14 protein-coding genes and 1 riboswitch are annotated in these 13,696 nt (G+C 49.2%); of the genes, 2 read left to right on the forward strand and 12 right to left on the reverse strand.

Going from position 1 to position 13,696, the window contains the following annotated elements:
- The first annotated feature begins 1 nt into the window (after position 1).
- Positions 2-562, forward strand: a complete 561-nt coding sequence (locus MKY73_RS27160; RefSeq protein WP_339304479.1) for a DapH/DapD/GlmU-related protein — start codon at positions 2-4, stop codon at positions 560-562.
- 95 nt (positions 563-657) lie between these two features.
- On the opposite strand, the gene MKY73_RS27165 is transcribed toward MKY73_RS27160, so the two are convergent.
- The 5 genes from MKY73_RS27165 to MKY73_RS27185 form a co-directional block, all read right to left on the reverse strand.
- Complete coding sequence (locus MKY73_RS27165; protein ID WP_339304481.1) at positions 658-1,392, reverse strand: ABC transporter permease; 735 nt, start codon at positions 1,390-1,392, stop codon at positions 658-660.
- A 1-nt stretch (position 1,393) separates the two neighbouring features.
- On the reverse strand, positions 1,394-2,110 hold the full coding sequence (locus tag MKY73_RS27170; RefSeq protein ID WP_339239273.1) for an ABC transporter permease: 717 nt from the start codon (positions 2,108-2,110) through the stop codon (positions 1,394-1,396).
- A complete protein-coding gene (locus tag MKY73_RS27175) occupies positions 2,107-3,021 on the reverse strand; it encodes an ABC transporter ATP-binding protein (RefSeq protein WP_339239272.1) in 915 nt (304 codons plus the stop codon). The genes MKY73_RS27170 and MKY73_RS27175 overlap by 4 nt, the downstream gene beginning before the upstream one ends.
- 85 nt (positions 3,022-3,106) lie before the next feature.
- Positions 3,107-4,618: a HAMP domain-containing sensor histidine kinase gene (locus MKY73_RS27180; RefSeq protein WP_339304483.1), complete on the reverse strand. Its 1,512-nt coding sequence runs from the start codon at positions 4,616-4,618 to the stop codon at positions 3,107-3,109.
- A gap of 56 nt (positions 4,619-4,674) precedes the next feature.
- A complete protein-coding gene (locus MKY73_RS27185) occupies positions 4,675-5,358 on the reverse strand; it encodes a response regulator transcription factor (RefSeq protein WP_339304485.1) in 684 nt (227 codons plus the stop codon).
- 233 nt (positions 5,359-5,591) lie between these two features.
- Here MKY73_RS27185 and MKY73_RS27190 point away from each other — a divergent pair, with 233 nt between their 5' ends.
- Positions 5,592-7,352, forward strand: coding sequence for an alpha-glycosidase (locus MKY73_RS27190; protein WP_339304487.1), 1,761 nt, complete (start codon positions 5,592-5,594; stop codon positions 7,350-7,352).
- A gap of 167 nt (positions 7,353-7,519) precedes the next feature.
- Here the strand turns inward: MKY73_RS27190 and sdaAA are convergent, their stop codons facing one another.
- The 7 genes from sdaAA to pstC all read right to left on the reverse strand — a co-directional run bounded on the left by sdaAA (position 7,520) and on the right by pstC (position 13,688).
- The gene (sdaAA, locus tag MKY73_RS27195) at positions 7,520-8,497 is read right to left on the reverse strand and encodes an L-serine ammonia-lyase, iron-sulfur-dependent, subunit alpha (RefSeq protein ID WP_339304489.1); all 978 of its coding nucleotides are present in this window, start codon (positions 8,495-8,497) and stop codon (positions 7,520-7,522) included.
- Positions 8,487-9,176 (reverse strand): L-serine ammonia-lyase, iron-sulfur-dependent subunit beta, encoded by a 690-nt coding sequence (gene sdaAB / locus MKY73_RS27200; RefSeq protein ID WP_253429474.1) that lies wholly within the window; start codon positions 9,174-9,176, stop codon positions 8,487-8,489. Before sdaAB ends, sdaAA begins: the two co-directional genes overlap by 11 nt.
- A 62-nt stretch (positions 9,177-9,238) precedes the next feature.
- On the reverse strand, positions 9,239-9,385 hold the full coding sequence (locus tag MKY73_RS27205; protein WP_339239268.1) for a hypothetical protein: 147 nt from the start codon (positions 9,383-9,385) through the stop codon (positions 9,239-9,241).
- Positions 9,386-9,427: 42 nt separating this feature from the next.
- Positions 9,428-9,550, reverse strand: a riboswitch (glycine riboswitch).
- A 353-nt stretch (positions 9,551-9,903) separates the two neighbouring features.
- Complete coding sequence (locus MKY73_RS27210) at positions 9,904-10,881, reverse strand: phosphotransferase (RefSeq protein WP_339304491.1); 978 nt, start codon at positions 10,879-10,881, stop codon at positions 9,904-9,906.
- A gap of 240 nt (positions 10,882-11,121) precedes the next feature.
- Entirely contained in the window at positions 11,122-11,877 is a 756-nt protein-coding gene (gene pstB / locus MKY73_RS27215; RefSeq protein WP_253429470.1) for a phosphate ABC transporter ATP-binding protein PstB, read from the reverse strand.
- Positions 11,878-11,889: 12 nt separating this feature from the next.
- Positions 11,890-12,777, reverse strand: coding sequence for a phosphate ABC transporter permease PstA (pstA, locus tag MKY73_RS27220; RefSeq protein ID WP_339242887.1), 888 nt, complete (start codon positions 12,775-12,777; stop codon positions 11,890-11,892).
- A gap of 2 nt (positions 12,778-12,779) precedes the next feature.
- Positions 12,780-13,688 carry a phosphate ABC transporter permease subunit PstC gene (pstC, locus tag MKY73_RS27225; protein ID WP_339304493.1) on the reverse strand — a complete coding sequence of 303 codons (909 nt, stop codon included), beginning with the start codon at positions 13,686-13,688 and terminating at the stop codon, positions 12,780-12,782.
- Between the last annotated feature and the right edge of the window lie 8 nt (positions 13,689-13,696).

The raw sequence follows: 13,696 nt of genomic DNA on the forward strand, positions 1-13,696 counted from the left end.
CATGCTGCCCAACAGAGTTAAGATTGCCTATGGCAAATTAAGAGGCTTGACCATTTTTGGTAAAATTCAGCCCTCAATGGGCCTACTGCCACGGATCAGGGGCAAAGTATATCTCAATAAACATGGTGATTTGCAGGTGGGAAAGCGGCTTAACATCATAGGTAAACCTTGGGGAACCCAATTAACCGTGGTCAAAGGGGCGCGATTAACCATTGGCGATGACGTCTTGATTAATGCCGGTGTGGGGATCGCAGCCAACGTAGAGGTGACCATCGGCAATAACGTCATGATCGGGCCTCGAACAAGCATATTTGACAGTGCTTATCACCGAATTGATTCACTGGATGATGGAAGCCAGACTGCCAAGCGAATTGTGATTCAGGATAATGCCTGGATTGGTACAGGCTCGCTCATTCTGCCCGGCGTGACGATTGGCAGAAATGCCGTCGTGGCAGCTGGAAGCACGGTGACCAAGGATGTTCCCGAGAATACACTTGTAGCTGGAGCGCCGGCCAAAATCATTCGGGAACTGACCATTCATGACGGTTGGGTCAGACATTAGAAAAAATCCCCTCAAGCTCACATACAATAGAACATTGCATGTTTTGCTTAAAAGAGGATCTTGGTCATAGGATAACTAGGCATATATTCAATTATTCAGATTTCTTTCTTCGCAAAATACAGCATGCCAATTCCTATGAAAATGACAGCACTGCCCCCAACGACTGACAGCAGCGTCAGCAGCGGCACGTTATAGGCTCCGAAACCTCCGCCGTCTACGGGTGTCATCAGAATCATCGGTTGCGCCCAAGGATAATACGGTCCATATGCCGCTGAGTTGACGATAAGGATATTGGGCACGGTCAGTGCAAAATTCAATGCGAGCGGTGCAGCAAAGCTGCTCCACACGAGAGAAACGAACATCTGCAGGGCAGCCAGTGGTACACAGGCCAACAGACCAAGCAGCAATTTGCTCGCCAAGAATCCCCAAGGTATTGGCATCGTAATGCCATGGATCATGCCTGCCAGCAGAATGGATATCAACAACAACACTTGTGTACCCGCCAGAAGCATAAGTACAATCGTCAGTTTGCCTGCATATACACCTGAACGTGTGAGTGGCAATACCAGCATCTGCTTCCACCCTCCTCCTGCATGTTCGAAACGGCAGACAAAGGACGTAAACACGCCAGTCAGCACCGGCAGCAGGAGTAATCCGTGCAAGAATACCATGGTTCCCATCAATACCTGCCAATTCCCCGATGGAGTGGACAATAGTCCGATGAGCAGTGCAATAAGTGGACTTAACAGAATCAGGAGCCATATGGGTGATTTGCCCATTTTTAGCCGCTCAGCCGATAGAATGCGAAAATACGTTGTCGCAAAGCTCATATCAGGCCACATCCTTCCGGCTAAAATGCACCATACCCAACAACAGGATCAAGAGCCCCAGACCTGCCCCCATGCCTGCATACAGATATGGATTAGGTCCATTCCAAGCCATCTGTGCCCAAGCAAGTGGAAAATACGGTGAGATACTGAGCGCGAACATGCCTGTTATCGCGAGAACAATTCCCAGAGTGACGGGAAGCGCCTGATTTTTATTGACCATTGTGAGCCATAACTCCAACGACAACACGGGAAGCGCACCAGCTAATGGCAACAGCCCCAGCTTGATGGCATGCGTCCAAGGGATCTCACTGGCATGGAATCCGAGGATCAGGCCCAGACCTATAATTCCAGCGGTTAGCAGCAGGCAGGAGATTACCAGCAGCAGACAAGCCAGCAAGAACTTGGCCAGATACACGGCCGGTCTTGAAATTGGCATCGCTAGCAACTGTTTCCACGATCCCTGTTCATGCTCGACACTCGCGATCATGGAGCTGAGAATGGTTGCTCCCAGCATCAGGGACAACGGTACAAAGACAACTACATTGCCGAGTAATCCGCCCCACAGGTTATCCGCATACTGTTCTTTCAGATAGTCCAACCGTAAGCCAAAATTAAGCGCCTGCATCGCTGTCAATCCAAACGGGGCCAGAAAAACGAGAAACCAAATTCCCTTGCCCCGAATCTTGAGCCAGTCCGACGATAATGCACGTCCGGTCATATGGAAGCCCCCTCGCCAATGACCCGCATGAACAGATCTTCCAGCGACTGACGCTGTTCCTCAACACGATACACATCATGATCCTGTTCAATCAATCGGCGCACAAGCAGTGCAACCGAAGGGTTATCCATATAAGGGAACGTTAACGCAGAACCTTGTCGCTGACCAAATTGCCCCTGCTCTCTCGCCAGTTTCATGGCCTCTTCCGGCTCGGAAACCGTTAAGCGGATAGAACTACCCGTCTGACTATGCAGACTCGCAATGGTATCCTGGAGCACCATCTTGCCTTCACGGATAATGCCGACACGACTTGCCATCTGTTCGACTTCACTCAACAAGTGGCTGGAAACGAGAACGGTAATGCCATGTTCCAGAGGCATGCGTTTGATCAGTTCACGAATCTCCTGAATACCGGCCGGATCAAGCCCATTCGTTGGTTCGTCCAGAATCAGCAGCTCCGGTTCACCCAGCAAAGCGCTGGCAATACCCAGACGCTGCTTCATGCCAAGGGAGTACCCTTTCACTGAACGTTTGGCATCCTTGGTCAGATCTACAATAGACAGCACTTCAGCAATTCTTGATTTCGGGACATTGAGGATGCGGCGCAAAGTTTCCAGATTCTCTACCGCATTCAGATGTCCGTAATAAGAAGGGTATTCCACCAGGGAACCCACACGGCGCAGAATGTCCATGCGCTCCTTGCGGATATCCTTGTCAAAGACACGGATCACGCCTTTGGTTGGTTTAATCAAGCCGAGAAGCATGCGAATCGTTGTTGTTTTGCCGGCACCGTTGGGACCGAGGAAGCCGTAGATATCTCCCTTTTTAATATGCAGATCAAGTTCACGGACCGCTGCACGGTCCCGGTATGTTTTCCATAGATTCGCTGTTTGAATAATATTTTCACTCACTGTATGATCACCTCGGAACTATCGTAACCTTCCAAAGTTAAAGCCAAGGTGGTCTCCAGTTTAAGTTTAGTTTAAAAAAGAGATCTTAAGGGTTCGTTGTGTCCTTACTTCCCTTACCACTGTAGATGTATGTCCGAACACCCGTATCGGAACTGTCTACCCGCTTGCGCAGTCCCATCTCACGAATTAACAGGTCTACAATGGATAAACCCAGACCTGTGCCTTTGGTGTCGGAATCCTGCTGCATTCCCGGACCGAGATCCTGAATAACGATAGCCGTCTCCCCCTGAATCTCCCGGGTTGAGATGCCAATATATTTCCCGCTGGCGGCATGGCGGATCACGTTCTGGAACAGATTATCCAGAATACGGCGCATGCCTTGTTCATCCATATGCCAGATCAACGGTTCATCCGGCAGATCAATATCAATTTCGAATTGCTCTTTCTCCCAGACCGGATACCAGGCCGCTGCCGTTTCTCTGACAATCCGCAGCATATCTTTCTCTTCCAGCTTCAGCGTATATTTACCGCTCGTGAGCAAATTATAGGATAACATGTTGTCAATGAGCCCGCCGAGATCCTCCATCTTCGCTTCCATGCGATGTAATGAACGGTCACCTTGCTCGCTTAGCGCTTCCTTATGCAAAGCATGCATATGTCCACGAATCACCGTTAGCGGGGTGCGTAGATCGTGGGAAAGCCCCGCAATCAGGCGTTTGCGCAATTGTTCTTCCTCACGCTCACGCTGGCGGCTGTCGGACAGTTGATGCACCATCTGGTTAAATGATTCCTCCAGTTGACCGATCTCATCTGACCGGCGGATATCAACCGGAAGCGGAATGCCTTCCTTGCCCGGGGTCATCATCGCCGTCTGTAAGCGAATAAGTCGTTTGCGAATGCGCGCGAAGAAGAGAATCGACATGATGATGAAAATCATGAAGATGATCGTCATCACAATGCCAAGATACAGGAGCTCCATCGGCCAGTTGCTCTGTGTCATTTGCAGAAGTGATCGCGGCACTTCTATGATCATGAAGCCCTGTCCCTTGTCCTTTTCACCTCCGCCGATGTATGTAACTACGGTTAGCGGATCTCGATAGGAAGCTTCTTTCATGAATTGCACCGTGTTGCTCACATTCCATATGGCCGGAATTCGAGTCTCTGCCGTTTTCCCGGAATCCAGTGACCATCTCAATGTCGTGTCTGTCCCGCCATCCGGCGATGTGGAATTCAGAAGCGTGACATCTTCACCACCGAGAATAAAGAGGGTCTCACCGCTCGCATTCACACGATACATGGAAGACTTCGGATACGATGCATGTACTTGCTCCAAACGGGCCTTAATCTCCTCATCAGAAGCACCATTCAGGTTCACCGCTTCACGCGACCATAGGTTACTGATCCGGGTAACATCACCGTACGGTGCCGCTTGATTCGTATTTGTGTTGTTCACTACGACAACATATAGGATGGATATAATCGGCAGAACGACGGGCACGAATAATACGGCCGCCAGAATCAGGATGATATATCTGGACATCAAGGACCGCCCAAAGCGTAGCTTGCCCTGCCTGGTTTGCTTATGCTTAGGATCCATGCGCGGTTCTCCTTTCCATTCTCCATTCATCGTCTTCCGTGCTCTGAACCGTCGGATCATGGCTTCTTCACACGATATCCCACACCGCGGACCGTCTGAATAACGACTGGATTGGCCGGATCAAGCTCCAGCTTCTCGCGTAGATGTCGAATATGTACCATTAAAGTCTTGTCCCCATCCAGATAAGGCTCGTTCCAGACGGCTTCATAGATCTGCTCTTTGGTTCGAATCATGCCCATATGTCGTAGCAGGTAAGCGAAGATGTGGAACTGTTTCCCCGATAAAACAATCTCATCCCCCGTCTCCTCATTGACGATGCGGTTGTCCTTCTCATAGATGGAGAGATGATCCAGCTTCAGAGCTGTACCCGATGAGACCGCAGTTCCCGCCTTACGCAGTTGGACCTCAATCCGGGCAGCCAGTTCATCGGGGTGAAATGGTTTGGTCACATAGTCATCGGCAAAATCGAGACCGTGCAACTTGTCGTCAATGGACGTTCTGGCCGAGAGCATGACAATGGGCACGGTTGGATGTTCTTTTTTCAGTCGCTGGCCCACCGTAAATCCATCCAGCCCGGGCAGCATGACATCCAGAATAATGAGTGAGCAACCCACAGCAGCCTCCGCTGCACCTTCACCACTGCCGAGCCATACCACCTCATAACCGCGCTCCTCCAGATCGGCTCTGACCCAAGTTGCAATTTCCGTATCATCTTCAATGTATAACAGTTTGGTTTTCATCCAAATATTCGTTTCCTTTCCGCCCCCATTGGGTTAATGATATATCTGAGCATCATCATAAAAGCTATCTATAACAGATGGACTCATATCTTGTTATCTTGTTGAAGCCATGTTGAATTCCTTTACGTTACCACACATTCTAATTATAGCTTATCCATTAACGTGGGGAATGTTATATCAATCAAATCGACCAAGTACATATTATACCTACACCTGACGGGAGGAATTTCATTATGCTGTTGGAAGCCATCTATCATCAACCGAAACGCAATTGGGCCTATGCCTATGACCAAGACACAATTCATCTGCGTCTGCGCGCCAAAAAGAATGATCTGACTGAGGTACATGCCCTGACTGGAGACAAATATGCGTGGGATGCAACCAAAGCGCTGGTTCCTTTAACAAAGTTCACCTCTGACTCGATGTTCGATTACTTCGAGGGCGAGGTGAAACCTCCCTACCACCGACTAAAATACTCTTTTCTTCTTAAAAGTGGAGATGAACAGATCTGGATGACCGAGACGGACTTCCAGGAAGAAGAACCGGACGATCCGGGTCGTATGTTCCAGTTCCCTTATATTCATGCAGGAGCTGTATTCACACCCCCTGCATGGGTTAAAGATGCCGTGTTCTATCAGATTTTCCCTGAACGATTCGCGAACGGCAACCCGGATATTAGTCCGGAAAAGGTGGAACCGTGGGGTGACGAGCCGACACCTTTCAATTTCTTCGGCGGTGACCTTCAGGGTGTGATCGACCATCTGGATTACATCAGTGATCTGGGCATTAATGCGATCTACTTCACACCCATCTTTGAAGCTACCACCAATCACAAATACGATACCGAAGACTACCTGCGGGTAGACCGACATTTTGGTGATGCAGATACCGTGAAGCGACTGGTCGAGCTGTGCCACGCACGTGGAATTCGCGTCTTGCTGGATGCTGTGTTTAACCATTCCGGGAAGACGTTTGCCCCGTTTGTGGATGTGCAGAAGAACGGAGAACAATCCAAATACAAGGACTGGTTCCATGTACATGAATTCCCGCTGGACGTGAAAGACGGCATTCCTACGTATGAGACTTTCGGATTCGAAGCGCACATGCCTAAGTTGAATACGGAGAATCCCGAGGTTAAGGCCTATCTGCTGGAGGTTGCCGAGTACTGGATTAAGGAAGTGGGTGCAGACGGATGGCGACTGGATGTTGCCGACGAAGTGGATGATGCCTTCTGGCGTGATTTCCGCCGAGTAGTCAAAGCTGCTAATCCGGATGCCTATATTCTGGGCGAAGTATGGAATGAGTCCTCCTCCTGGCTTCAAGGCGACCAGTTCGATGCGTCCATGAACTATCCGTTTACCGATGCTGTGAATGCTTTCTTTGTGAAAAACACAATGCACGCCGAACAGTTCGCGAACTCCATCGGACGACAGTTGTCCCGTTATCCGCTTCAAGCCAGCGAAGTTGCATTCAACCTGCTGGACAGCCACGATACCCCGCGGCTGCTGACGCTATGTGAAGGCGACCAGCGCAAGATGAAGCTGGCTGCGTTATTCCAGTTCAGTTACATGGGCGCGCCGTGCATCTATTACGGAGACGAGATTGGCATGGACGGTGACCATGATCCGGGCTGCCGTAAATGCATGGAATGGGATGAAGCGAAGCAGGACCGTGAGCTGCTCGACTTTTATCAGAAACTGATCTCCCTGCGTCATGCTCATCCTGCCCTGCGTGCAGAAGGCACCGTTCGTTTCCTGCAGGCTCGCTCAGATGGCAGCCAATTGGTATTCGAACGGCAGAATGAAGAGGAACGCATTCTGGTTCTGTTCAATCGCTCGGAAGAGACGGCTATTGTCGAGCTGGAGGCGGGTGACGAGGAATGGACCGAGCTATTCGGTGGAAACCATCGTACCGCCAAGGATGATGGCGTGTTTGCCATTGAATTGCCCGCGTATGGATATGCCGTACTTAGTACGGCTGTAAGCCAGGTCTAGATTCATAATACAGATATATCTGAAGTCACTTATAAGTAGCCTAGCTTCACATCATTTGGCGGCATTAAACAAGCGTCCTGCAGAACCCGAATTCGGGTTCGCGGACGCTTGTTTTTACGTTATACATTATCATGTCACTGGTTATTCCTCGGTGACCCCCGTTCAGATTAAACCTGAGGGTCCGTTTCCGCTTGAACAGTATCCGCCCCACTTGTAGTTGTGTCAGCATCCGCTGGCTTCGACTCCGTCTCAGGCTCTGCACGCTTGGCCTTCGGTTTAGCCAGCTTCTGCATCATTTTGCGACCCGTTGGTGTCTGAGCCAACCCACCTTGGGCTGTCTCCCGGTGGCGGCTCGGCATCGCACTGCCTACTTCCAGCATCACGTCGATGACTTCATCTGACGGAATAGCACTACGCACTCCGGCCAATGCCATGTCGGCCGCAGCCAGCGCCGTAACGGCACCCAGTCCGTTACGTACGATGCATGGAATTTCAACGAGACCTGCGACCGGATCGCAGATCAGGCCCAGTGTATTTTTTAACGCTAGACCAACGGCATGAACGACCTGTTCCGGTGTACCTCCACGAAGTTCAACCATGGCACCCGCAGCCATGCCGATCGCGGAACCCACTTCTGCCTGACAGCCACCTTCTGCACCAGAGATAAATGAATTGTTGGCAATAACATAACCAATCGCTCCCGCGCAGAACAACCCATTCACCAAATGTTCGTCCGTCCAGACAAATCGCTCCTGTGAGCTGATAAAAACACCAGGGATGATGCCGCAGGAACCGGCTGTAGGTGTTGCCACAATCCGGCCCATAGAGGCATTCACTTCAGATACACACAGGGCATACGCCATGGCAAGTGCGGAAGCATCTCCTGAGCAAGTCTCACCTTTGCGAATGTACTCGGCCATTTTTTTACCGTCACCACCCGTTAATCCACTGCGTGATGTGGTATCTTCCGTTAACCCTTTACGCACCGCTTCCTTCATCACCTGATAATATTCAGACATCTGTTTCACAACATCCGCTTCCGGTGTATTGGTCTCCTGAACCTGCTCTTCGATCATCAATTGAGCAATCGTTTTGGATTCCGCTGTACAGATCGTATTCAGTTCATGTAAATGTTTAAATCGCATCCGAATCAACTCCTCTCTTCAAATCGATGACACGAATGTCCAGTACATGATCTAGCTCTTTTAGACGCTTGAGCATATCAGGATTCGGCACGCCGTCCATCTCCATCGCAGTAAGTGCTTCGCCATCACGGGCTTTCCGATCCACCTGCATATACCCGATGTTAACCCCAGATGAACTGATCGTGGACGTTACCGAGGCAAGCACCCCTGCCTTGTCTGCATGTCGCAGCACGAGTGTCGGAAACTCACCACTAATCTGGACACGAAAATCATTCATTGCATGCACCGACACACTACCACCACCAATAGAAGCACCGATTAAGGAACATGTACGCCCTTCATGCCACAACTCAATTTTGACCGTATTGGGATGAGGAGCAGGCAGACCGCTTGTATAAAACTCAACCTCCATACCCGCTTCCTCTGCGTATTGCTCCGCATCCGGGATACGCGGATCGTCTGTAACATAATCCAGCAGACCGCCGATCAGTGCCAGATCAGTTCCGTGGCCCTGATACGTATCAGCAAATGAACCGTAGAGCGTCAGCCGGGCACGTTCAGGCGTACAACCTAGCCACTGACGCGCAATTCTTCCCAGTCTTGCTGCTCCAGCTGTATGTGAACTTGAAGGCCCCGTCATCGACGGACCAATAATTGAGAAAACATCTTTAAATCGCACCTCATAACCCTCCAATTGTATTCGTCATTTCCATCCAGATCCCATGCCATAATGTTCCTTTATTACTGAATGATGACATCAAAAAAGGACAGAAGAAGGCCACAGGCCCTCTCTCTGTCCTCGATACCTGAGAGTTTCACGATCAGCAGTGTCTCACGACAAGGTGCATGCCCTGCAATTGCAGACAAGTCACCAGACTGACTGATCATATACCCCTTGGGTGGCGCAGTTCGCGCACTCTCCAGAGTTGCGTCCAACGATGGTACATTTACCTGAGAGATTAACCACTGGGCCGGGTGCGCAGCAGCTTGCTCCTTCGGTGCCTGAACACTAGCCATTGCTCGGCTAACTCAGGTCTCTCCCGCTCGTTATCATCCGCTGTATGGAACCATTCTGAGTGTATGTCAGAACAGTAATGGAAATCGTTCATTCTTCTTCATTAAGATTAATCGACCGGAAGATCAGTGTCAACAAACTTAACGATTTCTTTGGATGTATTTCCTTCATTTTCGATTGAATCGATGAAAACCAGAATATTTTGTCAGCTTTCATCACATTAATTCGGTAAAAGGAACTTTTTAAACAGATTATTTCATTTCCCTTCAATTCATAAAGCGCTTACTACTATTTATGATATTATCCACTAAACTGTTCGGGTATTCAGGCAACCATAATTTTTGAACTACCTGTTCATAGCCCTTCCGGATCTGCACATCTGAATTATAATTCACAGTTCGTAGAAGATACTCTCGTTCTGTACATAAGGTCTGCAATACTTGCTGCATAACTTCGGCATGCGGTCTTTCATCCATTCGTGCCTAGACTCGTTCGCCATCTGAAAAGCATAATAACCAAGTGTAAAGATCAGCATGAACCCTTCCATTAAACGGATATCTCGATCCGTCAGTGGTGCGATCTGTTTTGTGTATCCAGATAAGAATATGTCACGTTCCTCCCGATTGAATATAAGCGCTGCCCCTCCGGCATCGAAAAGATAATAACCATAACCGTGTAGACAAAAATCAATCATGGACATCCCCTGATCCGTTATCAGCAGATTATTGCGAGTAATATCTCCATGAATAACGCCCCAGGTCTTTTCATCGAGAGGGTACGCTCCTAACTGCTCGTTAATGTTCTCAAACGTCTCCCGAAGCAGATCGAAGTCTTCCGTTGTAAAAATTCCCAATCGGACTCCCTCTTCCAGCTGCCCTAGCATGACCAAATTCTCATGGACAGTGCCATATGCCGGGCGTACCTTAGTTCGATCTGTCTGATTCTGCACACGTCCATATTGATGAAGCATCTGCAGCTGCGCACCAAGATCATATATCTGCTCTGTTGTCAGGCGTTCTCCCTGTTGGATGTCCCTGCCCTCTATCCACTCCAGTACTGTACAGCAGATTTCTTTACCTTCTTCACTTGTCCATAACGTGACCCAATCTCCCGATACATTGCGTACCGGATGTTGGACGCGTAATGCTGTTGTTGCATTTAACTCATGAAGCAGGTTCATCTCTGCCTCCAATGCAGAAGGCGTGTGCTGAATGCCTGACATACTTGCATATGCAGCTTGATGGATACGGAGCAGATACTTCTGCCCGCTTGCTTCATCAACGACATGATACGTCAGATTCTCATTGTGACGAATATAGGAAACGACAGGTTTTTCAATCGCGTAATTCTGTATGACCTGTGTTGCCACATGGTCGTAAGACCTCTGATCCGTAGTGATTATCAACATCTCCTTTAAATTTATGTAAACGCTCTCTTAGTACTAAATATCGTAGCATAATGTTGATCCTGCATACAGAAAATCCCACTGTAATTATAAAATAAAAAAGCACAACCCCCGAACAAACGTCCAGGCATTGTGCTTCTGTCTCTATTTATTTCTTCATTTCTCTGTCTGTTGCTCTATGTGACACTCCACTCCATGATCCAATTAACCAAAACGACCCATAATGTATTCTTGCGTCAGACGATTGTCCGGGTTCGTGAAAATATGCTCTGTATCCCCGTGTTCAATCATGCTGCCCAGATAAAAGTAAGCTGTATAATCCGAAATACGTGCTGCCTGCTGCATGTTATGGGTAACAATAACAATCCGCAGCTCCTTCTTGAGCTCGGTAATCAATTCTTCAACTTTACCCGTGGATACCGGGTCTAGTGCAGATGCAGGCTCATCGAGCAGCAGAATCTGCGGATCAACAGACAGGGCGCGGGCGATACATAACCGCTGCTGTTGTCCACCTGAGAGAGACAGGGCTGATTCATTCAGCCTGTCTTTCACTTCGTCCCAGAGCGCAGCACGGCGCAAGCTTTTTTCCACAATCTCATCCAGTGCCTTCTTACTCTTCGTACCACGGTAGCGGGGGCCAAACGCGATATTGTTGTAGATGGACTTATGAAAAGGGTTCGGCTTCTGCCACACCATGCCAATCTTCTGGCGAAGCTTGATTACATCGGTTCCAGGCTCATTCAGATCGTTACCATCCATCCAGATATGTCCCTCTGTGCGGGAACCGGCAATCTCGTCGTTCATCCGATTGAGCGACCGAAGGAACGTAGATTTACCGCAACCCGACGGCCCAATAAGCGCCGTTACGCTTGCTTCAGGGAACGTCAGACTGATCTGCTTGACCGCCTGAAAATGTCCATAATATATGCTTAACTGTTCCGTACCAAAAGGTATGGCCATGTTGGTTCCTCCTTATTTCGAAGCTGTCATGCGGCGGAATACAACCCGACCGATCCAGCGCGCACTTAGATTGAACGCCAGCACGAGAATGACAAGCACGGCGGATGCCCCTGCTGCCACTTCTTTGGAATCTGGCCCAATACCTTCACTGTTCACTTTCCAGATATGGACAGCAAGTGTCTCTGCCGGACGGAACGGATTAAGCGGTGATCTCGGACTCGTCGGATTCCAATCTGTAAAGTCCAATGGCGGACTACTCATACCTGCAGTGAACATCAATGCTGCCGCCTCACCAAAGATCCGGCCCGATGCCAGAATCGTACCCGTAATCAAGCTCGGCAATGCCACAGGCAGCAAAATGGAAGTGATAATCTTCCACTTGGACAGTCCAAGAGCCAGACCTGCTTCCTTCTGTTCCTTCGGAACGGCCCGGAAGGCCTGCTCCGTTGTCCGCACCATCAGCGGCAAGTTAAAGATCGCCAGAGCCAAGGCACCCGAGATCAGGGAGAAACCAAGACCAAATTGATTGACTAGCAACAAGAGACCAAACAAACCGATAACGATGGAAGGGAATGATGACAACACTTCAACGACCAGACGAATGAAGCTGGTGATCTTGCCTGGCTTGGCGTATTCCGCCATGTATATCCCGCCACCCCATCCGAGTGGAATGGTCACAATCAACGTCAGAATCAACAGGAATACGGAGTTAAAGAGCTGTGGACCAATCCCCCCGCCACCTTTAAGCAACTGGGGTGCGCTCGTCAGGAAGTTCCAGCTAATATGTCCAATGCCTCTATACATGATGAAACCAAGCAGACCGAGCAATATAATAACAATGAACAGGGCCAATACAACGATAACGGATGTTGCAATTTTATCTACCGTCTTTGCCTTCATTTTCATACCCGGTTCCTCCTTTCAAGCAGGCGAACCAGAATGACGAAGACAAATGTCATCACCAGCAGGACAAGCGCCATACTCCACAGTGCATTGTTATGAACAGAACCCATCGTGGTGTTACCCATGCTGAGTGTAATTACACTTGTTAATGTTGAAGCCGATTCGAGCAAGGATGTTGGAACATGCGGTGCATTACCGATAACCATCTGCACAGCAAGGGCCTCACCAAAAGCACGGGCCATACCCAATACGACACCTGTCAACAAAGCTGGCAAAGTCGTTGGAATGATGACACGGTAGATGGTTTGCCAGCGAGTGGCACCCAGTGCGTACGAGGATTCACGCAATCCTTTAGGCAACGCGGACAACGCATCTGCCATAATACTTGTTACCGTAGGAAGAATCATTACCGCGAGAACAAGACATCCGGCTGCAATCCCGACGCCTGTTCCACCAAAGATACTGCGCAGCAAAGGTACGATGACACTCAGACCGATAAATCCATACACAACGGACGGAATTCCGGACAAGAGCTCAATCGCAGGTTGCAATATCTTTTTCCCTTTACCCGGCACAATCTCTGTCATGAAGAGTGCTGCACACAGGCCAAGTGGACTAGCGATCAATGCTGCAAGCAAGGTTGTAATGAAAGAACCTGTAATGAACGGCAATGCCCCGTAGAACGCAGGTTCTCCAGTTGGATTCCACGTCTTTCCACCAAGGAATTCACTTATGCTTATTCCATTTGTGAAAAATGTGGACAGTCCCTTGGACGCTACAAAATAAACAATGGAAAACATGACAACGATCAGGAAAACGACACAAATCGACGTATAGATCCGTCCCGTCCACTCTTCCCAATAATGTTTTTCTTTTAAGGGCCGGCGCGGTTTCAACTTGTTATTCATTACCGTTC

It is taken from the genome of Paenibacillus sp. FSL R5-0519, from assembly GCF_037974275.1.
Lineage (GTDB): Bacteria > Bacillota > Bacilli > Paenibacillales > Paenibacillaceae > Paenibacillus.

Bases quoted from the DNA above. Each gene is read 5' to 3' on its own strand.
- MKY73_RS27180 (WP_339304483.1), bottom strand. From the start codon at position 4,618: ATGGATCCTAAGCATAAGCAAACCAGGCAGGGCAAGCTACGCTTTGGG.
- MKY73_RS27185 (WP_339304485.1), bottom strand. From the start codon at position 5,358: ATGAAAACCAAACTGTTATACATTGAAGATGATACGGAAATTGCAACT.
- pstA (WP_339242887.1), bottom strand. From the start codon at position 12,777: ATGAAGGCAAAGACGGTAGATAAAATTGCAACATCCGTTATCGTTGTA.
- pstB (WP_253429470.1), bottom strand. From the start codon at position 11,877: ATGGCCATACCTTTTGGTACGGAACAGTTAAGCATATATTATGGACAT.
- MKY73_RS27165 (WP_339304481.1), bottom strand. From the start codon at position 1,392: ATGAGCTTTGCGACAACGTATTTTCGCATTCTATCGGCTGAGCGGCTA.
- MKY73_RS27170 (WP_339239273.1), bottom strand. From the start codon at position 2,110: ATGACCGGACGTGCATTATCGTCGGACTGGCTCAAGATTCGGGGCAAG.
- sdaAA (WP_339304489.1), bottom strand. From the start codon at position 8,497: ATGCGATTTAAACATTTACATGAACTGAATACGATCTGTACAGCGGAA.
- MKY73_RS27205 (WP_339239268.1), bottom strand. From the start codon at position 9,385: ATGATCAGTCAGTCTGGTGACTTGTCTGCAATTGCAGGGCATGCACCT.
- MKY73_RS27160 (WP_339304479.1), top strand. From the start codon at position 2: ATGCTGCCCAACAGAGTTAAGATTGCCTATGGCAAATTAAGAGGCTTG.
- MKY73_RS27190 (WP_339304487.1), top strand. From the start codon at position 5,592: ATGCTGTTGGAAGCCATCTATCATCAACCGAAACGCAATTGGGCCTAT.
- pstC (WP_339304493.1), bottom strand. From the start codon at position 13,688: ATGAATAACAAGTTGAAACCGCGCCGGCCCTTAAAAGAAAAACATTAT.